General features: G+C 63.7%; 13 protein-coding genes. 2 read left to right on the forward strand and 11 right to left on the reverse strand.

The window, feature by feature from the left end:
• Window positions 1-171: 171 nt before the first annotated feature.
• The 5 genes from ACGK9R_RS09170 to ACGK9R_RS09190 all read right to left on the reverse strand — a co-directional run bounded on the left by ACGK9R_RS09170 (window position 172) and on the right by ACGK9R_RS09190 (window position 6,560).
• Window positions 172-1,422, reverse strand: a complete 1,251-nt coding sequence (locus ACGK9R_RS09170) for an aspartate kinase (RefSeq protein ID WP_394580444.1) — start codon at window positions 1,420-1,422, stop codon at window positions 172-174.
• 142 nt (window positions 1,423-1,564) lie between these two features.
• Complete coding sequence (alaS, locus tag ACGK9R_RS09175) at window positions 1,565-4,171, reverse strand: alanine--tRNA ligase (protein WP_394580446.1); 2,607 nt, start codon at window positions 4,169-4,171, stop codon at window positions 1,565-1,567.
• Window positions 4,172-4,329: 158 nt separating this feature from the next.
• A complete protein-coding gene (locus ACGK9R_RS09180; protein ID WP_394580447.1) occupies window positions 4,330-4,815 on the reverse strand; it encodes a regulatory protein RecX in 486 nt (161 codons plus the stop codon).
• 28 nt (window positions 4,816-4,843) lie between these two features.
• Window positions 4,844-5,908 (reverse strand): recombinase RecA, encoded by a 1,065-nt coding sequence (recA, locus tag ACGK9R_RS09185; RefSeq protein ID WP_394580449.1) that lies wholly within the window; start codon window positions 5,906-5,908, stop codon window positions 4,844-4,846.
• A gap of 130 nt (window positions 5,909-6,038) precedes the next feature.
• A complete protein-coding gene (locus tag ACGK9R_RS09190) occupies window positions 6,039-6,560 on the reverse strand; it encodes a CinA family protein (RefSeq protein WP_394580450.1) in 522 nt (173 codons plus the stop codon).
• Between the two features lie 172 nt (window positions 6,561-6,732).
• Between ACGK9R_RS09190 and mutS the strand changes: the two genes are divergently transcribed.
• Window positions 6,733-9,297 carry a DNA mismatch repair protein MutS gene (mutS, locus tag ACGK9R_RS09195; protein ID WP_394580452.1) on the forward strand — a complete coding sequence of 855 codons (2,565 nt, stop codon included), beginning with the start codon at window positions 6,733-6,735 and terminating at the stop codon, window positions 9,295-9,297.
• 151 nt (window positions 9,298-9,448) lie between these two features.
• A complete protein-coding gene (gene fdxA / locus ACGK9R_RS09200) occupies window positions 9,449-9,772 on the forward strand; it encodes a ferredoxin FdxA (RefSeq protein WP_394580454.1) in 324 nt (107 codons plus the stop codon).
• A 72-nt stretch (window positions 9,773-9,844) separates the two neighbouring features.
• Here fdxA and ACGK9R_RS09205 read toward each other — a convergent pair whose 3' ends face one another.
• The 6 genes from ACGK9R_RS09205 to gltB form a co-directional block, all read right to left on the reverse strand.
• Entirely contained in the window at window positions 9,845-11,236 is a 1,392-nt protein-coding gene (locus ACGK9R_RS09205) for an L-cystine transporter (RefSeq protein ID WP_394580456.1), read from the reverse strand.
• A gap of 574 nt (window positions 11,237-11,810) precedes the next feature.
• The gene (gene eno / locus ACGK9R_RS09210; RefSeq protein WP_394580457.1) at window positions 11,811-13,100 is read right to left on the reverse strand and encodes a phosphopyruvate hydratase; all 1,290 of its coding nucleotides are present in this window, start codon (window positions 13,098-13,100) and stop codon (window positions 11,811-11,813) included.
• A gap of 70 nt (window positions 13,101-13,170) precedes the next feature.
• The gene (gene kdsA, locus ACGK9R_RS09215; protein WP_394580459.1) at window positions 13,171-14,022 is read right to left on the reverse strand and encodes a 3-deoxy-8-phosphooctulonate synthase; all 852 of its coding nucleotides are present in this window, start codon (window positions 14,020-14,022) and stop codon (window positions 13,171-13,173) included.
• A gap of 9 nt (window positions 14,023-14,031) precedes the next feature.
• Window positions 14,032-15,687, reverse strand: coding sequence for a CTP synthase (locus tag ACGK9R_RS09220; RefSeq protein ID WP_394580461.1), 1,656 nt, complete (start codon window positions 15,685-15,687; stop codon window positions 14,032-14,034).
• Window positions 15,688-15,864: 177 nt separating this feature from the next.
• Complete coding sequence (locus ACGK9R_RS09225; RefSeq protein WP_394580463.1) at window positions 15,865-17,283, reverse strand: FAD-dependent oxidoreductase; 1,419 nt, start codon at window positions 17,281-17,283, stop codon at window positions 15,865-15,867.
• A gap of 30 nt (window positions 17,284-17,313) precedes the next feature.
• Complete coding sequence (gene gltB, locus ACGK9R_RS09230; protein ID WP_394580465.1) at window positions 17,314-21,756, reverse strand: glutamate synthase large subunit; 4,443 nt, start codon at window positions 21,754-21,756, stop codon at window positions 17,314-17,316.
• Window positions 21,757-22,198 lie beyond the last annotated feature (442 nt).

A 22,198-nucleotide genomic window follows, 5' to 3' on the forward strand; every position in this document is an offset into this window, starting at 1 on the left:
CAACGGATTGTGTCCGCCAGAGGCGTCAACGCCGCTATTATGCGACAAAGCGGCATCAGTCACCAACGACTGATGCCTCTGGCTCCATGACACGTCAACCTTCCGTTGCAAGTTAGCTCACCACCCGTGGCAGCAAGTTACCTATAGCGTAGAAGGTTTATTGAACAAATGTTATTCGGATTCCACATTCGAGCTATCGAGACCGAACGCCTTGTGCAGGGCGTTGACCGCAAGCTCCATGTGTTTTTCGTCGATCACTACCGAGATCTTGATTTCCGAGGTCGACACCATGCGGATATTGACGTTTTCGTCGGCCAGTACGCGAAACATCTTCGAAGCCACACCGGCATGAGAGCGCATACCTACGCCGACCAGGGAGACCTTGGCGATGTTATCGTCACCGCGCAGCTCGCCGCCGCCGAGATCGGGAATGACGCTCTCTTCCAGCAGTTTTTTGGTCGCCTTGTAGTCGCCCTTGGCCACGGTGAAGGTGAAGTCGGTGTAGTCGCCGGCGGGGGCGACGTTTTGCACGATCATGTCGACTTCGATGTTGGCATCGGCGATCGGGCCGAGGATGCGCGAGGCAACGCCGGGCACGTCCGGGGTATGCAGAAGGGTCAGTTTGGCTTCGTTCTTGGTGAAGGCGATACCGGAGATCAGCGGTTCTTCCATGGAATCCTCGTCTTGGTCAGAGTCTGCAACAATTAGGGTACCGGGGCCGTCCTGAAAGCTGGAGAGCACCCGAAGCGGAACGTTGTACTTGCCGGCGAACTCCACCGCACGAATCTGCAGCACTTTCGAGCCCAGGCTCGCCAGTTCCAGCATCTCCTCGACGGTGATGCTCTCGAGGCGCTGGGCGCGCGAGCAGACCCGCGGGTCGGTGGTATAGACGCCGTCGACATCAGTGTAGATCTGGCACTCGTCGGCCTTCAGCGCCGCGGCCAGCGCCACGCCGGTGGTATCGGAGCCGCCGCGGCCCAGGGTCGTGATATTGCCTTCTTCGTCCACCCCCTGGAAACCCGCCACGACCACGACCTTGCCCTCATCGAGGTCGGACTTGAGGTCGTCGGTTTCGATACGCTGGATGCGCGCCTTGGTGTAGGCGCTGTCGGTATGAATACCCACCTGGGCGCCGGTGTGCGAGGTCGCCGGGACGCCGAGTTGCTGCAGTGCCATGGCCAGCAGCGAAATCGTCACCTGCTCGCCGGTGGAGAGCAGCATGTCCATTTCACGCGGGGTAGGGTCTTCGTTGAGTGAGTGGGCCATATCGGTGAGGCGGTTGGTCTCGCCGCTCATGGCAGACACGACCACGACCACCTGGTGGCCCTGGTCGCGAAAGCCTTTTACCTTCTCCGCCACGGCCTTGATCCGGTCGACGGAGCCGACCGAGGTGCCGCCGAACTTTTGTACGTATAGTGCCATATGCGTTTTCCCTGTGCGTTCGGAGTGAAAGAGTAATAGTAGACCAGCGATGCTCGAGCGTTAACCGCGCGCCGGCCCTTCTGCTTGTAGAGACGTTGCGCGCATAAAAAAGCCGGTGGCCCGATGGCCACCGGCTCGCTGGTTACAGCGCGTTTTCAAGCCAGCCCGGTACGCTCTCAAGCGCCGGCGCCAGCGCTTCTGGCTGGCTGCCGCCGGCCTGGGCCATGTCGGCGCGGCCACCGCCCTTGCCGCCCACCTGGGCGGCGACGAAATTGACCAGCTCGCCGGCCTTCACCTTGCCGGTCAGGTCATCGGTGACTCCGGCGATCAGGCTCACCTTGCCCGCCGCCGAATCCGCCACCGCCAGCAGAATCACCCCGGAGCCGATCTTCTGCTTGAGCTGGTCGAGCATACCGCGAAGATCCTTGCCGGAAACGCCTTCGAGCTCGGTGGCGAGCAGTTTCACCCCACTCACCTCCTGCACCCGGCTCAAAAGGTCGCTGCCGGCGGAGCTGGCAAGCTTCGCCTTGAGCTGCTCGAGCTCCTTTTCGAGCGTGCGGTTGCGCTCGAATAGCGATTCCACGCGAGACTCGACCTGCTCGGGCTTGGCCTTGAGCCGCGCGCCCAGGCGCTCAAGGGTGGCTTCCTGCTGCTGGAAGTAGGCCAGCGCGTTCTCGCCGGTGATCGCCTCGATGCGGCGAACGCCGGCTGCGGTGCCCGCCTCACTCACGATATGGAAACAGCCGATATCGCCGCTGCGCGCCACGTGGGTGCCACCGCACAGTTCGATCGAGAAGTCGTCGGCGCCGATGGTCAACACCCGCACGCTGTCGGCGTACTTGGCCTCGAACAGCGCCGCCGCGCCCTTGGCCTTGGCCTCACTCAAACTCATCTGCTCGGTGCAGGTCGGGGCGTTGGCCAGCACCTGCTCGTTGACCAGCCGCTCGACCTCAAAAAGCTGCTCGGCGGTCATCGCCTCGAAGTGGCTGAAGTCGAAGCGCAGGCGCTCGGCGTTGACCAGCGAGCCCTTCTGCTGAACGTGATCGCCCAGCACCATGCGCAGCGCTTCGTGCAGCAGGTGCGTGGCGGAGTGGTTGCGCACCGTGGCGGCGCGAAGGCCCGAGTCGACCTCGCCGCGCACGCCGGCGCCCACCTCGAGGGCCCCTTCCACCATCACGCCCTGATGCAGGTGATGGCCGCTCTGCTTCTGGGTGTCGGTCACCTGGAAGCGCCCGCAGTCAACGTGCAGATAGCCGGTGTCCCCCACCTGGCCGCCGGACTCGCCGTAGAACGGCGTGCGGTCCAGCACGACGATGCCCTTCTGACCTGCCTCGAGCGCGGCCAGCGCGTTGCCTTCGGCGTCGAGGAGCGCGGTCACCCTGGCGTCGTCGGCCAAACGCTCGTAGCCGGTGAAGTCGGTGGCGCCTTCGAGCTCGATGTTGGCGCTGTAGTCGGCGCCGAACTGGCTCGCTGCGCGGGCGCGCTCGCGCTGGGCCTCCAGCGCCTGCTGAAAGCCCGCTTCGTCGAGTGTGACCCCGCGCTCGCGGCAGACATCCGCGGTCAGATCGAAGGGGAAGCCGTAGGTATCGTAGAGCTTGAACACGGTCTCGCCTGGCAGCGTGTCGCCGTCGAGATTCTCAAGCGCCTCGGTCAAAAGCCCCATGCCGTGATCCAGGGTGCGCGCGAACTGCTCTTCCTCTTTCAGCAGTACCCGGGCAATCTGCGCGCTCGACTGGCGAAGCTCCGGGTAGGCGTCGCCCATTTCCGCATCCAGCGCCTCGACCAGCTCGTGGAAGAACGTGCCGGTGGCGCCGAGCTTGTGGCCGTGGCGCACCGCGCGGCGGATGATCCGGCGCAGTACGTAGCCGCGGCCCTCGTTGGAGGGCAGCACGCCATCGGCGATCAGAAACGCGCAGGAGCGGATATGGTCGGCGATGACGCGCAGCGACGGCGCTTCGAGATCGGTGGCGCCGGTGGCCTTCGCCGCCGCGGCGAGCAGGTTCTGGAACAGGTCGATCTCGTAGTTGGAGTGCACGCCCTGCATCACCGCGGCGACGCGCTCAAGCCCCATGCCGGTATCGATCGAGGGCTTGGGCAGCGGATTGAGAGTACCCTCGCCGTCGCGGTCGAACTGCATGAAAACGAGATTCCAGATCTCGATGTAGCGGTCGCCGTCCTCCTCCGGGCTTCCCGGCGGGCCGCCCCACACCTCGGCGCCGTGGTCGAAGAAGATCTCCGAGCTCGGCCCGCAGGGGCCGGTGTCGCCCATTTGCCAGAAGTTGTCCTCGTCGAGTTTGGAGAAGCGCTCCGGGTCGATGCCGATCTCGTCCTTCCAGATGCGCTCGGCCTCGTCGTCGCTTATATGCACCGTGACCCAGAGCTTCTCCTTTGGCAGCCCAAGGGTCTCGGTCAGAAAGGTCCAGGCGAAACGGATGGCGTCACGCTTGAAGTAGTCGCCGAAGCTGAAGTTGCCCAGCATCTCGAAAAACGTGTGGTGGCGCGCGGTATAGCCGACGTTGTCCAGATCGTTGTGCTTGCCGCCGGCGCGCACGCAGCGCTGGGCCGAGGTGGCGCGCACGTAGGGGCGCGGGTCGCGGCCGAGAAAGACATCCTTGAACGGCACCATGCCGGCGTTGGTGAACAGAAGCGTCGGGTCGTTGCCGGGCACCAGCGAACTGGTAGGAACCACGGTGTGTCCGTGCTCTTCGAAATAGGAGAGGAAGGCCTGCCTGATCGCTGCGCTTTTCATAGGGGTTCCGTGACAATGAAGCGTAATGCCCCGGGGCGCTATCGCCGCCACCCTGGGAGCTGCAAAACGTCCATTATAACGAAGTTGTCACGCGACTAAAGCCACGAAGCGCAAGCGCCCCGTGAACGGGCGCTGCGAGAAAGCGTGACGGGTGGGATTCAATCGGAAAGTGTTGTGAGCGCGTAGCGGATCTGGTCGAAATCGAAGCCGCGCTGGGCGAGAAAGCGCTCGCGCCTGGCGCGCTCTTTGGGCGGGACAAAGCGCTCGCCATCCGACGCGCCGCTGGTGCGAAAGCGCCGCTGCAAGGTCTCGGCGGCAAGCTCGAACCAGTCGATGCGCTCCTGCTCGGCGACCAGGCGCAGCGCATCGCTCTGAAGGTCGCTTTTGATACAGCGTCGGCCAAGCTCCATTTTGATACGCATCGGCCCCTGGCCGCGCAGCACCCGCGAGCGCACGAAGCTCTCGGCAAAGCGCGCGTCATCCTGCAGGCCCTGCTCTTCGAGGGCGTTCAGGCACTCGAGAATCTCGGCCTCATCGAATGCCTTTTGCAAAAGCTTCTGGTGCAGCTCAGCGCGGGAGTACTCGCGCCGGGCCAGCAGGTCAATGGCGACCCCGCGCGGGGTCGCGTTGCCGGCGCCGAACATGGCTCTCTCCGGGTGGTGGGTCGGCCGATCAGATCAGGCTGTCTTCGCCGTCCGCGTCGTCGTCCGCCGCGGCGACCTCTTCCTCTTTCCTGGGCTCGGCCTTGGCCAGCAGCTGATCGCGGATCTGGCTTTCGATCTCTTCCATGATCTCCGGATGCTCTTCCAGGTACTGGGAGGCGTTGGCCTTGCCCTGGCCGATCTTGCTGCCCTTGTAGCTGTACCAGGCGCCGGCCTTGTCGACCAGGTTGCACTGCACGCCCAGGTCGATCACTTCGCCAGCGTGGTAGATGCCTTTGCCGTAGAGAATCTGGAACTCGGCCTGGCGGAAAGGCGGTGCGACCTTGTTCTTCACCACCTTCACGCGGGTTTCGTTGCCGGTGACCTCGTCGCCGGACTTCACCGAGCCGGTGCGGCGAATGTCCAGGCGTACGCTGGAGTAGAACTTGAGCGCGTTACCGCCGGTAGTGGTTTCGGGGCTTCCGAACATCACGCCGATCTTCATGCGGATCTGGTTGATGAACACCACCAGGCAGTTGGCGTTCTTGATGTTACCGGTGATCTTGCGCAGCGCCTGGGACATCAAACGCGCCTGAAGACCCACGTGGGCGTCGCCCATTTCGCCTTCGATCTCGGCGCGCGGGGTGAGCGCGGCCACGGAGTCGATGATGATGACGTCGACCCCGCCGGAGCGCACCAGCATGTCGGTGATCTCGAGGGCCTGTTCACCGGTGTCGGGCTGGGAAACCAGCAGGTCATCGAGATTGATGCCGAGCTTCTCGGCGTAGCTCGGGTCCAGCGCGTGCTCGGCGTCCACGAAGGCGCACACCTTGCCCTGCTTCTGCGCCTGGGCGATGACCGAAAGCGTCAGCGTGGTCTTGCCCGAGGACTCCGGGCCAAAGATTTCCACGACCCGCCCGTAGGGCAGCCCGCCAATGCCGAGCGCGATATCGAGCCCTAATGATCCGGTCGAGACCGACGGCATTACCACGCGCGGCGCGTCGCCCAGGCGCATCACGGTGCCCTTGCCGAACTGACGGTCGATCTGGCTGAGCGCGGCGTTCAGTGCCTTGGTACGGTTTTCATCTTGAGCCATGTAAAACGTCCTCGTAACAACCTGTATAATTAGCCAGTATTATGCCAAATATTGGCCGCAAAACCTATCCCTGTCGCGCTATTTATTTACTCGGCGTCGGCGCGCTCAAACCGCTGATCGCGGTAGATTTCTACGCCTGACCATCGGTTCCAAGGTAGAGCATCAGGGCAATTAGTGCCTCGCGCACCGCCTGCTCGCGCACCGCCGCCCGGTCACCGGGAAAGACGAAGCGTTGGGCGCGCTGCTCGCGCTCACTGCCCACGCTCAGCCAGACCAGCCCCACGGGCTTGTCGGCGCTGCCGCCGCCGGGGCCGGCCACGCCGCTGACCGCCACGCCGAGCGCCGCCCCGCTTTCACGGCACGCCCCGCGCACCATCTCGTTGACCACCGCCTCGCTCACCGCGCCATGGGCGTCGAGCGTTTCGCTGGCTACGCCCAGCAGCCGGGTCTTGGCCTGGTTGGAGTAGGTGACGAACCCGGTTTCGAAGTAGGCGGAGCTTCCCGGCGCCGAGGTGATCATCGAGGCGATACCGCCGCCGGTGCAGGACTCCGCCGTGGTCAGCGTGAAACCCCGCTCGGTGCAGCGTTTGCCCAAACGCCTGGCGAGCAGCGTCAGATCGAGGTTTTTCAAGCCGGACGCGTCAGCGGTCATGCAGACTCCTTCATGTAAGCGCTTCGTTCAGCGTAGAATACTGCGTTTTGGTTGCCCATAGAACTTGCAGCGAGCGTCCTCGCCGACGGCCCCGTTTGCAGGCGCCGGGTACGAAACTCGAATACAGCACGCGGCGCAGCCCCGGTTTGCGCCCCGCCAGGCCAGAACGTCCATGTCACAAAGCCCCGCGCATACGCCGATGATGGCGCAGTATCTGAAGATAAAACGCGACCACCCGGAGGTACTGCTGTTCTACCGGATGGGGGATTTCTACGAGCTGTTCTTCGACGACGCCCGCCGCGCCGCCGCGCTTTTGGATATCACCCTGACCGCGCGCGGCCAAAGCGGCGGCAAGCCGATTCCGATGGCCGGTGTGCCCTACCACAGCGCGGAAGGGTATCTCGCCCGGCTGGTGGCCGCCGGTGAATCCGTGGCGATCTGTGAACAGATCGGCGACCCGGCGACCAGCAAGGGCCCGGTCGAGCGCCAAGTGGTGCGCATCGTCACCCCGGGCACGCTGCACGACGAAGCGCTGCTCGACGCCCGGCGCGACAACGTGCTGGTCGCCCTCGCCCCTGGCCGCGAGCGTTTCGGGCTTGCCTGGCTCGAGCTATCGAGCGGGCGCTTCAACGTGCTCGAAGTCGAAAGCGAGGCGGAGATGCTCGCCGAGCTGACCCGTCTGGCGCCGGCGGAGCTGTTGGTGCCGGAAAACCTCACGCTGCCCGAGGCCTGGTCGCAAAAGCGCAGTCTGCGCCGCCAGGGCGAATGGTTATTCGATCTGGATAGCGCGACGCGCAGCCTGTGCGACCAGTTCGAGGTGCAGGACCTGCGCGGCTTCGGCTGCGCGCATCTCTCCACCGCCTTGATCGCCGCCGGCGTGCTGATCGACTACGCTCGCGACACCCAGCGCTCGCGCCTGCCCCACGTCACCGCCATCACGGTAGAGAACCGCGACGACGCGGTGGTGATCGACGCCGCCAGCCGGCGCAATCTGGAGATCGACACCAATCTCGGCGGCAGCAGCGACAACACCCTGGCGAGCGTGCTCGACACCTGCGCCACGCCCATGGGCTCGCGGCTCTTGAAGCGTTGGCTCAACCGCCCGCTGCGCCAGACCGAGCTGGTCAAGGGGCGCCAGGCCGGGGTTGCGCTGCTGAGTCTGGACGGCGCTTACATGGCGCTTCGCGAGGCGCTTTCCGAGCTTGGCGACATCGAGCGGATCCTCGCGCGTGTCGCGCTCTACAGCGTCCGCCCGCGGGATCTGGCCCGCCTTCGCGATGCGCTCAACGCCCTGCCTGAGCTGCAGCGCCTGCTGACCGCGGTAGAGAGCGGCAGCGCCCTCGATGCGCTCAAGCCCCACATCCGCCCCTATCCGGAAACCGCGGACACCCTGACCCGCGCGATCATCACCAACCCGCCGGTGGTGATCCGCGACGGCGGCGTTATTGCACAAGGGTTCGATGCCGAGCTCGACGAGCACCGGGGGCTTGCCGAGAACGCCGGCGAGTATCTGGTCGAGCTCGAGCGGCGCGAGCGCGAGCGCACCGGACTTTCGAATTTGAAGGTGGGCTACAACCGGGTGCACGGCTACTTCATCGAGCTGCCCCGCGCCCAGGCCCAGCAGGCGCCGGCGGAGTACATTCGCCGCCAGACGCTGAAAAACGCCGAACGCTTCATCATCCCGGAGCTCAAGGAGTTCGAGGACAAGGCGCTGTCGGCCAAATCCCGGGCGCTGGCGCGGGAGAAATGGCTCTATGACCGGCTTCTGGGTGAGCTCAATAATCACCTGCACGAACTCCAGGCCACCTCCCAGGCACTTTCCGAGCTCGACGTGCTCTGCGCCTTCGCCGAGCGCGCCGAGGCGCTGGGCTGGGTACGCCCAACGCTCACAGCGGAGACCGGTATCCACGTCAGCGCCGGACGCCACCCGGTGGTCGAGCACGTCAGCCAAACGCCCTTCGTGCCCAACGACATCGAGCTTTCGCCCAAGCGGCACATGCTGGTCATTACCGGCCCCAACATGGGCGGTAAATCGACCTACATGCGCCAGACCGCGCTGATCGCCCTGCTCGCCCACTGCGGCAGCTTCGTGCCGGCCCAAAGCGCCGAGATCGGCCCGCTCGATCGTATCTTCACCCGCATCGGCTCCTCGGATGATCTTGCCGGCGGGCGCTCCACCTTCATGGTGGAGATGACCGAAACCGCCAACATCCTGCACAACGCCACCGAGCAGAGCCTGGTGCTGATGGATGAGATCGGCCGCGGCACCAGCACCTTCGACGGCCTATCGCTTGCCTGGGCGAGCGCCGAGCAGCTGGCGACCACGCGCGCGCTGACGCTGTTCGCCACCCACTACTTCGAGATGACCGCCCTGCCGGAGCAAGCCGAAGGCGTGGCCAACATCCATCTCACCGCCACCGAGCACGGCGACACCATCGTCTTCATGCACCGCATCGAGGCGGGGCCGGCGAGCCAGAGCTACGGCCTGCAGGTGGCGCAGCTCGCTGGCGTGCCCGGCGCGGTAATAAGCCGCGCCCGCGAGAAGCTCGCCACGCTCGAGCAGCGCGACGTCGACGAGCAGCAGCGTCCGGCGCACGCGGTAAGCGCGCCGCTGCAAAGCGATCTGTTCGCCAGCGCCCCGCACCCGGTGGTGGAGGCGCTTACCCAGGTCGAGGTCGACGATCTGTCGCCGCGGGAGGCGCTGGCGCTGCTTTACCAGTGGCGGGCGCTTCTATGACCGGCCAGTTCGCGCTTGCCGCGAACCGGCGCCCCCACTAGAATACCCGGCATGCGCTTTAGCTTATAAAAAGCGGTTAGCTTATAACCATTCACGATTAGCAATCATTTACGATTACCTTGGCCGGCGGCCAGGCAAGAGGACCCAACCGATGACGTTTGTCGTTACCGAAAACTGCATCCAGTGCAAATATACCGACTGCGTGGAAGTCTGCCCGGTCGACTGCTTCTACGAAGGCCCGAACTTTCTGGTGATCCACCCGGACGAGTGCATCGACTGCGCGCTGTGCGAGCCGGAGTGCCCCGCCGAGGCGATCTTCTCGGAAGACGAGCTGCCGGACGGTCAGGAGCCCTTCATCGAGATCAACGCCGAGCTCGCCGAGGTATGGCCCAACATCAACGAAAAGAAGGACCCGCTGCCCGACGCCGAGGAGTGGGACGGCAAGAGCGGCAAGATGGACAAGCTCGAACGCTGAGCGCCTCCCAGGCACAGACACACGAAAAAGCCACCCGACGAGGTGGCTTTTTTCATGGCTTGATGAGAGAGCTCAAGCGTTTCGCGGCTCGCCCAGCTCGTCGGACTCGGCGGCGAACACCGCGCCGTCGTGCTGGCCCAGCAGCCGGCTGGTCACCGTGCCCGCGGTCATTGAGCCGTTGACGTTGATCGCCGTGCGGCCCATGTCGATCAGCGGCTCGATCGAGATCAGAAGCCCGGCCAGCGCAATCGGCAGATCCAGCGTCGAAAGTACGATGATCGCGGCGAAGGTTGCGCCACCGCCGACCCCAGCGATACCGAAGGATGCCAGCGTCACCACCAGTACCAGGGTCGCCAGAAACTCGAGCGAGAGCGGATCGATGCCTACCGTTGGCGCGATCATCATGGCGAGCATGGCAGGATAAAGCCCCGCGCAGCCGTTCTGACCGATGGTCGCGCCAAAGGAGGCGGCGAAGTTGGCGATCGCCGGCGGCACGCCGATACGGTCGACCTGAGCTTCGATATTGAGCGGAATGGTCGCCGCGCTCGAGCGCGAGGTGAAGGCGAACGTCAGCACCGGCCATACTTTCTGGAAGTAGCGCAGCGGGTTGACGCCGGCGCCGGAGAGAAACAGCGCGTGCATCACCAGAATCAAGCCAAGCCCGATATAAGAAGCGATCACGAAGCCGAGAAGCCCCAGGATGTCGCCCACGTCAGACGTCGCGACCACTTTGGTCATCAGCGCCATGACGCCGTAAGGAGTGAGGCGAATCACCATGCGCACCAGGCGCATGATCCACTTCTGCACCACGTCGATACCGTCGATCAGCTTGTCGCCGAGCGCGGCGTTCTCACGCTTGATGCCAAGCGCCGCCATGCCCAGAAAAGCGGCGAAGATCACCACGCTGATGATCGAGGTCGGACGCGCGCCGGCCAGGTCCTGGAAGGGGTTGCTGGGAATGAAGGACAACAGCAGCTGCGGCACGGTCAGATCCGCCACCTGAGCGCTGCGCTCGATGATGTCCTGGCCGCGCTCGAGCTCCCGCGCCCCTTGTACCAGCCCCTCGGCAGAAAGGCCAAAAAGCTGGGTCATGCCGATGCCGATCACCGCCGAGATCGCCGTAGTGATCATCAGCATCGCCAGTACGCCAAAGCTGATCTTGCCAAGCGAACTTGCATCGTGCAGCCGCGTGACCGCCGACAGAATCGTCACCAGCACCAGCGGCATGATGATCATCTTGAGAAGCTGCACGTAGCCGCCGCCGACCAGATTGACCCAGTCGATGGTGCCCGTAAGGGTTTCTGTGTCGGCGTAGAGCGCCTGCAGAACGGCGCCGAGCACCACGCCGACGACCAGCCCCACCAGCACGACGCGCGAAAGACTCGCGCCGCGGCGCTGCCAGCGCGCCAGTAGCGCAATCGCCAGCGCGAAAATGAATACGTTGATAACGACCCACCAGGTCATGAAAGCGCCTCCTGAGTAGAATGCGGTGAAACCGTCAGCGGGCAGGCCGTTAGTGTGAAAACAGATAGCCCGCTAATTCAGGCGGGCAATGATAAGCAATAGCTTAATGGAATAACAATCTATTTTTCTTATAACCACTAATAGCTTTGCTATAAAGCCTGCCCGCAAAAAGCGGGCACAAAAAAGGCGGCCCTCAGGCCGCCCGCTCCCAGCTTCTCCTCTGACCACTCCCTGTGTCATACCTCCTCGGTGAACGTCCCTGCCAGGGCCAACGTCCTGCATCACCCGGCGCACCGTTTTCTCGCTTATTGCCCTGCCTAAAGCATCCTTGCCTCCCCTTGTCCTACGGTCAGTGTGACAGAGATTCGGCGGTTAACAAAAAAGCCGGGAATAATTAAAAGGGGCAAACCCGAAAGTTCGCCCCTGTGTCAACGACATTAAAAACCGATTAATTATCAATCGATTGCCAATCACCTTTAACATTTAAAAAGAACATTGACGCACGTTCCATCTCGCAAGGTAAGCCATATCTTACATGCTCTTGAGACATGACTTACATCACCGCCCTTTCGGCTTACTGCCCCTTGATCGCCTTGAGGCCGGGATACTCGACGCTACCGAGCTCGGCTTCGATGGCGAGCAGACGGTTGTACTTGGCGACCCGGTCGGAGCGGCACAGCGAGCCGGTCTTGATCTGGCCGGCGGCGGTACCCACGGCCAGATCGGCGATGGTGGTGTCTTCGGTTTCACCGGAGCGGTGCGAAATCACCGCGGTGAAGCCGGCGTCCTGAGCCATCTGGATGGCGTCCAGCGTCTCGGAAAGCGAGCCGATCTGGTTGAACTTGATCAGAATGGAGTTGCCGATCTTTTCGTCGATGCCGCGCTTGAGGATTTTCGTGTTGGTGACGAACAGGTCGTCGCCCACGAGCTGCACCTTGTCGCCGAGTTTGTCGGTCAGCGCCTTCCAACCGTCCCAGTCGGACTCGTCCATGCCATCTTCGATGGAGACGATCGGGTAGTCGTCGCAGAGCCCGGCGAGATAATCGGTGAAGCCCTGGGCGTCGAAGCGCTTGTCTTCGCCGGCGAGCACGTACTGGCCATCCTTGTAAAACTCGGAGGAAGCGCAGTCGAGCGCGAGCGTCACGTCACTGCCAAGGGTGTAACCGGCGTCCGCCACCGCCTGCTTGATGACGGCGAGCGCCTCGGCGTTGGAAGAGAGGTTCGGCGCGAAGCCGCCCTCGTCACCCACGGAGGTCGAGAGCCCTTTCGCGGAAAGCACTTTCTTCAGCGCGTGGAAAATTTCGGCACCGACGCGAAGCCCTTCGCGGAAGTTGGCCGCGCCCACCGGCTGAACCATGAACTCCTGGATATCGACGTTGTTGTCCGCGTGCTCGCCGCCATTGAGGATATTCATCATCGGCACCGGCATACTGTAGTGGCCAGGCTTGCCGTAAAGCTCGGCGATGTGGGCGTAGAGCGCCACGCCCTTGGCGTTCGCCGCCGCCTTCGCCGCCGCCAGCGACACCGCGAGAATGGCGTTGGCGCCGAGGTTCGCCTTGTTATCGGTGCCGTCAAGCTTAAGCATGGCGTTATCAATACCGCGCTGGTCGCGCGCGTCCATGCCGACCAGCGTCTCACGGATGCTGCCGTTGACCGCCTCCACCGCCTTCAGCACGCCCTTACCCAAATAGCGCGCCTTGTCGCCATCGCGAAGCTCGAGCGCTTCCCGCGAGCCGGTCGAAGCGCCGCTGGGCGCGCAGGCCTGGCCCACTGCCCCGCTTTCCAGGCGCACCGTGGCGCTTACGGTCGGGTTGCCGCGAGAGTCGAGCACTTCCAGCGCGGAGATATCTACAATCCTGGTCATGACAGCATCCTTTTGATTATCGATTGGCGGAAAAACGGCGTTTCCTGTCGGGCACGCGCGGCCAGGGGGCCTAGCGTATCACCAGCGGTTCGAAGCCTTTCACCAGCGCATCGAGCCGTGAAAGCTGGGTCAAAAACGGCTTGAGCTGATCAAGCGGCAGAGCACACGGCCCGTCGCACCTGGCGGTGTCCGGGTCCGGGTGCGCTTCCAGAAAGAGCCCGGCCAGTCCCACGGCGACCCCGGCGCGAGCAAGCTCCGCCACCTGGGCGCGGCGCCCGTCGGCGCTATCGGCACGCCCGCCTGGGCGCTGAAGCGAATGGGTGACGTCGAAAAAGAGCGGGTAGCCGGTCTCCTTCATGTCGCCAAAGCCGAGCATGTCCACCACCAGGTTGTTGTAGCCAAAGCTCGACCCGCGCTCGCAGAGCATCAGGCGGTCGTTGCCGGCCTCGATGAACTTGGTGATGATGTGGCGCATCTCGTGAGGGGCGAGAAACTGCGGCTTCTTGATGTTGATCGCCGCCCCGGTTTTGGCCATGGCGACGACCAGATCGGTCTGGCGAGCGAGAAACGCAGGTAGCTGGATGATATCCGCCACCTCCGCCGCCGCTGCGGCCTGATGCGGCTCGTGGACGTCGGTGATGATCGGCACGCCGTAGCGCGCCTTGATATCGGCGAGGATCTCGAGGCCCTTTTCAAGGCCCGGCCCGCGAAACGAGTGGATCGAGCTGCGGTTGGCCTTATCAAAACTCGCCTTGAAGACGTAGGGCATGCCAAGCGCCGTGGTCGCCTCGACGTAGGCGCTCGCGACTTCATCGGCAAGCTCGGCGGACTCCAGCACGTTCATGCCGCCAAGCAGCATCAGCGGCAGGGAGTTGCCGGCCTTCAGGCCAGCAATGTCGATATGGCGTTCGTTGACAGCCATCGTCGCTCCTTACTCGTGGGGGGCGGCGTGAGCGCGGGTGCGCGTCGCCTTGTGCTCGAGGGCGGCGTTGACGAAGCCCGAGAACAGCGGGTGGCCATCGCGCGGCGTGGAGGTGAACTCCGGATGGAACTGGCACGCCACGTACCAGGGGTGATCGGCAAGCTCGACCATTTCGACCAGCGACTGATCCACGCTCTTGCCGGAAATCACCAGCCCCGCTTTTTCGAGTTCGTCGATGAACTGGTTGTTCACCTCGAAACGGTGGCGGTGGCGCTCGACGATCTCGTCCGAGCCGTAGGCTTCACGGGCGCGGCTGCCCGCTTTCAGGTGGCATACCTGACCGCCCAGGCGCATGGTACCGCCCAGGTCAGAGGCGGCGTCGCGCAGCTCGATCTTGCCTTCACTATTGAGCCACTCGGTGATCAAACCGACCACCGGATGCTGCGTGTCGTGGGTAAACTCGGTGGAGTTGGCGTCTGCCCAGCCGGCGACGTTGCGCGCGTACTCGATCACCGCGACCTGCATCCCCAGGCAAATCCCCAGGTAGGGCACGTTGTTCTCGCGGGCGAACTGGGCGGTCTTGATCTTGCCTTCCACGCCGCGCTCGCCGAAACCGCCGGGCACGAGAATCGCATCCTTACCCGCCAGGCGCTCGGTGCCGTGGCGCTCGATGTCTTCGGAGTCGATGTAGTCGACGTTGACCTTGATGCGCCCCTGGATACCGGCGTGAATCAGCGCCTCGTTGAGCGACTTGTAGGCGTCGAGCAGCTCCATGTACTTGCCGACCATGGCGATGCTCACCGACTTCAGCGGGTTGAGCTTGGCGTCGAGCACCTTCACCCACTCGGCGAGATCCGCGGGCTCGGCTTCCAGGCGCAGCTTGTCGCAGACGATGTCATCGAGGCCGTGCTCGTGGAGCATCAGCGGGATGCGGTAGATGGTGTCGGCGTCCTGAAGCGGCACCACCGCGCGCTCTTCGACGTTGGTAAAGAGCGCGATCTTGCGCCGCTCGCTCTCCTCGAGCTCGACTTCGCTTCGGCAGATAAGGATATCCGGCTGGATGCCGATCGAGCGCAGCTCCTTGACGCTGTGCTGGGTCGGCTTGGTCTTGGTCTCGCCGGCGGTCTTGATATAGGGCACCAGCGTCAGATGCATGAAGATCGCCCGGCTCGCGCCCAGCTCGCTTCGAATCTGGCGAATGGACTCCAGAAACGGCAGCGACTCGATATCGCCGACGGTGCCGCCAATCTCGACCAGCGCCACGTCGAAGCCCTCACCGCCCTCATAGACGCGCTTTTTGATCTCGTCGGTGATGTGCGGAATCACCTGCACCGTGCCGCCCAGGTAGTCGCCGCGGCGCTCCTTGCGCAGCACGTGCTCGTAGACCCGGCCGGTGGTGAAGTTGTTGCCCTGGGTCATTCTGGTACGAATGAAGCGCTCGTAGTGGCCAAGGTCCAGATCGGTTTCCGCGCCATCCTCGGTGACGAACACCTCGCCGTGCTGGAACGGGCTCATGGTGCCCGGATCCACGTTGATGTACGGGTCGAGCTTGAGCATGGTGACCTTGAGACCGCGGGCCTCTAGAATCGCCGCCAGCGAGGCCGACGCGATGCCCTTGCCAAGAGAGGACACAACGCCGCCGGTCACGAAGATATATCGTGTCATGGAAAACCTGTAATAACGTGATCAGAAGGCACGGCAGAAAGCCACACCAGGATGGGATGACAGAATACCAGAGCTCGCCTGAAGGCTCAATTTGAACTGGTCGGCCCCACTGCCGAGCCACCCTTGCGCCAAAAAACAGGCCGTGGGATCACGGCCTGCTGATCTGACAAGGAAGAATCAAACGCCCAGGTAATCCAGAATGCCCTCGGCGGCCTGGCGGCCTTCATGGATGGCGGTGACCACGAGATCCGAGCCGCGCACCATGTCGCCGCCGGCGAAGATCTTTTCGTTGGTGGTCTGGAAGGCGAACTGGCCGTGCTCCGGGGCCTTGACCAGGTTGCGCTCGCACACCTCGATGCTCGAGCCTTCGAACCAGGGGATCGGGCTTGCCTGAAAGCCGAAGGCGACCACGACGGCATCCGCCGGGATCACCTCTTCGGAGCCGGGCACGATTTCCGGGCGGCGGCGGCCGTTTTCGTCGGCCTCGCCCAAGCGCGTGCGCACCACCTTCACGCCCTCGACCTTGCCTTCGCCGACCACGGCGACGGGCTGGCGGTTGAAGAGGAACTCGACACCCTCTTCCCGGGCGTTGGCCACTTCGCGACGCGAACCCGGCATGTTCTCTTCGTCGCGGCGGTAGGCGCAGGTCACGCTCGCTGCGTTCTGGCGAATCGAGGTGCGGTTACAGTCCATCGCAGTGTCACCGCCGCCTAGCACCACCACGCGCTTGCCTTCCATCGAGATGTAGTCCGCCGGGTCCTTCTCGAAGCCCAAACGCCGGTTGACATTGGCGATCAGGAAATCGAGCGCCTTGTAGACGCCGGGCAGGTCTTCACCGGGGAAGCCGCCTTCCATGTACTGGTAGGTGCCCATGCCGAGGAACACCGCATCGTACTCCTGCACCAGAGTGTCGAACTCGATGTCCACGCCGATCTCGACGTTGAGGCGAAACTCGACGCCCATCTCCTCGAACACCGCGCGACGGCGCTCCATGACGTTCTTCTCGAGCTTGAACTCGGGGATACCGAAGGTCAGAAGCCCGCCGATCTCCGGATGGCGATCGAACACCACCGGCTTGACGCCGCCGCGGGCGAGAATGTCGGCAGCCCCCAGCCCAGCAGGGCCAGCGCCGATGATCGCGACTTTCTTGTCGGTCCAGACCACCTTCGACATGTCCGGGCGCCAGCCCATGGCGAAGGCGGTGTCGGTGATGTACTTCTCCACCGAACCGATGGTGACCGCGCCGAAGCCGTCGTTGAGCGTGCAGTCGCCTTCGCAGAGGCGATCCTGAGGGCAGACGCGCCCGCAGACTTCCGGCAGCGAGTTGGTCTTGTGGGAAAGCTCCGCGGCTTCGATGATGTTGCCTTCCACAACGAGCTGCAGCCAGTTGGGAATGTAGTTGTGCACCGGGCACTTCCACTCGCAGTACGGGTTGCCGCAGTGCAGGCAGCGGTGCGCCTGGCTCGCCGCGTCCGTCGGCTTGAACGGCTCGTAGATTTCGGCGAACTCTTTAGCGCGGGTGCGCGCTTCCTTTTTCTGTGGGTCCTTGCGACCCACGTCGACGAACTGGAAATCGTTGTTCAAACGGTTGGCCATGATCTCTCTCCTCTCAGCGTGGGCTCACGGTTACTGCGGCTGACGCCGGGATTGATCCAGCAAGCTACCCAGGCTCGCCGCCTTCGGCTTGACCAGCCAGAAGTGGCGCGCGTAGTCGCTAAAGTCTTCGAGGATGGCGGCGCCACGCCTGGAGCCGGTCTCGGCCACGTAGGCCTCGATCATCTCGCGCAGGTGACGGCGGTACGCCTCCATCGATTCGGTGTTGATGCGGTGGATCTCCACCAGCTCGTGGTTGTACTTGTCGACGAAGCTGCGCTCTTCATCGAGCACGTAGGCAAAGCCGCCGGTCATGCCCGCGCCGAAGTTGACGCCGGTTTCGCCCAGCACGCAGACCAGCCCGCCGGTCATGTATTCGCAGCAGTGATCGCCCGCGCCTTCGATGACCGCCGTGGCGCCGGAGTTGCGCACCCCGAAACGCTCGCCGGCCACGCCCGCGGCGAACAGCGTGCCACCGGTCGCGCCATACAGGCAGGTATTGCCGACGATCGCCGTCTTGTGGCTTTCGAACTCGCTGACCGCAGGCGGCACGATGACGATACGCCCGCCGTTCATGCCCTTGCCGACGTAGTCGTTGGCGTCGCCCTCGAGGTACAGGTTCAGACCGCGCGCGTTCCAGACGCCGAAACTTTGCCCGGCCACCCCGGTGAAGCGCGCGGTGATAGGAGCGTCTTCCAGCCCCTCTTCGCCGTAACGCTTGGCGATGGCGCCAGACGAGAGCGCGCCGACGCTGCGATCGCAGTTGGTGATGGTGAACTCGAACTCACCGCCGCTGCGATTCTCGATGGCGCTCTTGATCGCCTCGAGCACTTCCTGGTTCTTCGCGCCCGGGTCGTGGGGCACGTTGCGGCTAACGGTGCAGAACTGCGGCGCGTCCGCCGGCACGAAGTCGTTCTTCAAAAGCGGCGTCAAATCGAGCCCACGTTGGGCGGGGGTCAGCCCTTCCACCGCTTCGAGCAGATCGGTACGGCCGATCAGGTCGGTGAGCTTTCGCACGCCCAGCATCGCCATCAGCTCGCGCACCTCTTCGGCGATGAAGCGGAAGTAGTTCTTGACCATGTCGACGGTGCCGCGAAAGTGCTCGCCGCGCAGGTAGTCGTCCTGGGTCGCGACCCCGGTGGCGCAGTTGTTCAGGTGGCAGATACGCAGGTACTTGCAGCCCAGCGCCACCATGGGGGCGGTGCCAAAGCCGAAACTCTCGGCGCCGAGAATCGCCGCCTTGACCACGTCGAGACCGGTCTTCATGCCGCCGTCGGTTTGCAGGCGAATCTTGTCGCGCAGCCCGTTGATGCGCAGCGCCTGGTGCACCTCGGGCAGCCCGAGCTCCCAGGGGGAGCCGGCGTGCTTGATCGAGGTCAGCGGGCTCGCCGCGGTGCCGCCGTCGTAGCCGGAGACGGTGATCAGATCGGCGTAGGCCTTGGCAACGCCGGTGGCGATGGTGCCGATACCGGGCTCGGAGACCAGCTTGACCGAGACCTGGGCCTCCGGGTTGACCTGCTTGAGATCGAAAATCAGCTGCGCCAGATCCTCGATCGAGTAGATGTCGTGGTGCGGCGGCGGTGAAATCAGCGTCACACCGGGCACCGCGTAGCGCAGCTTGGCGATGATCTCGTTGACCTTGCCGCCGGGCAGCTGACCACCTTCGCCGGGCTTGGCACCCTGGGCGACCTTGATCTGCAGCACCTCGGCGTTGACCAGGTACGACGGCGTCACACCAAAGCGGCCCGAGGCGATCTGCTTGATCTTGGAGCTTCTGATGGTGCCGTAGCGGGCGTGATCTTCGCCGCCTTCGCCGGAGTTGGAGCGTCCGCCGGCTTCGTTCATCGCCTGGGCGAGCGCCTCGTGGGCCTCCGGGGAGAGCGCGCCAAGCGACATGCCGGCGCTATCGAAGCGCGGCAGCAGATTCTCGACGGACTCCACTTCCTCGAGCGCGATGGAGTCACCGGACTGCTTGAGCTTCAACAGATCGCGGATGGTGGCCACCGGGCGCTCGTTGACCAGCTGAGCGAATTTCTTCCATTTCGCGTAGCTGCCCTCCTGCACCGCTGCCTGCAGAGTCTTGACCACGTCCGGGTTGTAGGCGTGGTACTCGTGACCGTGCACGTACTTGAACTGCCCGCCCTGGGAGAGCCCCTTGCGCGGCGTCCAGGCGTCCCTGGCCAGCAGCGTTTGCTGCATCTGCAGCTCGCTGAAACCGGCGCCCTGAATGCGCGAGGCCATGCCGACGAAGCAGGTCTGCATGATCTCATCATTGAGCCCGACCGCTTCGAACAGCATCGAGCCGCGGTAGGAGGCGAGCGTGGAGATGCCCATCTTCGAGAGAATCTTGAAAAGCCCCTTCTGCAGGCCCTTGCGGTAGTTCTCGCGCCCATCCGCCGGATTGCCGGTCAGCTCGCCGACCCGGTGCATGTCCGCCATCACCTGGTAGGCAAGCCAGGGGTAGACCGCCGTGGCGCCCACGCCGAACAGCACCGCCATTTGATGGGCGTCGCGGGCGTAGCCGGTCTCGACGATGATGTTCGCCATCGGGCGCATGGCCAGCCGCCCCAGGTGGCTGTGCACCGCGCCCACGGCGAGCGCGGCCTGAATCGGCACCTCGCCCCTGGGCAGCTCGGCATCGCTTAGCACCAGCAGCACGCAGCCCTCTTTCACGTGCTGCTCGGCGCGCTGGGCGAGCGCTGCGACCGCCTGTTTGAGACTGGTCTCTTCCGGGTTGTAGCCAAGCGACAGGCGGCAGCTGGCGAACGCCGGGTCGTCCTGGCTGACCAGCGCGGTGAACTTGCGCGGCGACAGGATCGGCGTGGTCAGAATCAAGCGGTGGGCGTGCTCCGGGGTCGCCTTGAAGACGTTGAGCTCGGCGCCGCAGCAGGTTTCCAGCGACATCACGATCGCTTCGCGCAGCGGGTCGATCGGCGGGTTGGTTACCTGGGCGAATTTCTGCCGGAAAAAGTCGGTCAGAAGGCGCGGGCGGCTCGAAAGTACCGCCATCGGCGTATCGTCGCCCATCGAGCCGACCGCCTCCTGGCCGCTTTCCGCCAGCGGACGCAGGATCTGGTCGCGCTCCTCGAAGGTGATCTGGAACATCTTCTGCTGCACGCCGAGGGCCTCAACATCCATACTCTGAAAGCGCGCAAGCTCGGTGAGCGCGGACTCGAGGTAATTGGCCTGCTCCTTGAGCCAGCGCTTGTAGGGGTAGGCAGACTTCAGGCGGTTGTCGATGTCGTCGGTATGCAGCACTTCGCCGGTCTGGGTGTCGACGGCAAGCATCTGGCCCGGGCCGACGCGACCCTTGGCGACCACGTCTTCCGGCTTGTAGCCGTAGGTGCCGGTTTCGGAGGCAAGCGTAATGTAGCCGTTCTTGGTCATCACCCAGCGCGCCGGACGCAGGCCATTACGGTCGAGCATACACACCGCCTGGCGGCCGTCGGTCATGACCACGCCAGCCGGGCCATCCCAGGGCTCCATGTGCATGGAGTTGTACTCATAAAACGCGCGCAGCTCCGCGTCCATGGTCTCGACGTTCTGCCAGGCCGGCGGCACCATCATGCGCACCGCGCGGTGTAGCTCCATGCCGCCGGTGAGCAGCACTTCGAGCATGTTGTCCATGCTCGAGGAGTCGGAGCCGGTGGTATTGACGATCTCGTCGAGCTCGACGATATCCGGCAGGCGCTCGCTGGCGAAGTTGGCCTTCCTGGAGTTGGCCCAGCCGCGGTTGGCCTCGATGGTGTTGATCTCGCCGTTGTGGGCGAGCAGGCGAAACGGCTGCGCCAGCGGCCAGCGCGGCGCGGTATTGGTCGAAAAACGCTGGTGGAAAACGCAAATGGCGGTTTCAAGGCGCTCGTCGTTCAAATCCTTGTAGAACGCCGGCAGATCCTCCGGCATCACCAGACCTTTATAGGAGACGACCTCGGCGGAGAGCGAGGCGACGTAGAAGTCTTCTTCCTTCTTCAGCGCCTGCTCGGCGTAGCGGCGCGCCATGAACAGATCGACGGTGAAGTTATCGCTTTCACCTGGCTCGATGAACAGCTGCTCGATGCGGGGCAGGCAGTCAAGCGCCATCGGGCCGCACACGCTCTCATCAACCGGCACTTTCCGCCAGCCCAGGCGCTTGAGGCCGCGCGCGTCGAGTTCGCGCTCGAGCGTTTCGCGGGCGGCGTCGGCGCGCGCATCGTCATCGGGAAGAAAGATCACGCCTACGGCAAAATGCTCGCCAGGCTCGACATCGAGCGCCTCGCGGGCGATATCGCGCATGAACCGGGTCGGCATTTTCAACAAAAGCCCGCAGCCGTCGCCGGTCTTGCCATCGGCGGCGATACCGCCGCGGTGGGTCATACAGGTCAGCGACTCGATGGCGGTCTTTAAAAGATCGTGGCTGGCTTCTCCCTGCATGTGCGCGATAAGGCCGAAGCCGCAGTTATCGCGAAACTCGCCAGGCTGATGAAGACCTTTGTTCATGGGCGTGCCTCTAGTCAAGGTATTTTACTAACAACGAACTTGTGCTTTAATAGCAGGTTTTCTTTTTATTTTTCGCCACCGATTCCCGCCCGAGCCCCTGCTCTTTTGCGTTCGCTGCCTCAGGAAAATGGCCGCTCAGCATAGCCACTTGCCCCCCTGCAGCGCAATCGCCTTACCCGGCAAAGTGTCAAAAAATCCTTGTCAAATCCTGCATTTGCGACTTCATTACGTAAAAAAACATAGATGCGTCAATCACTTAAAAAGTGAACACTGTTCGATCAGGCGCCCACTACAGGGACATAGACTTTAGTCTAATAATCGCCCAAAAACCCATGCCGATAGCGCATACGGCATACCGATTTAAGGATGCATCGGCGCCGCGTGACGCAGGAAGGCACAAAAAACCCGCCATCATGGCGGGTCGAGATCGTGGCGGGCCGCG

Origin of the sequence: Halomonas sp. HNIBRBA4712 (assembly GCF_043558675.1) — a bacterium.
Lineage (GTDB): Bacteria > Pseudomonadota > Gammaproteobacteria > Pseudomonadales > Halomonadaceae > Vreelandella.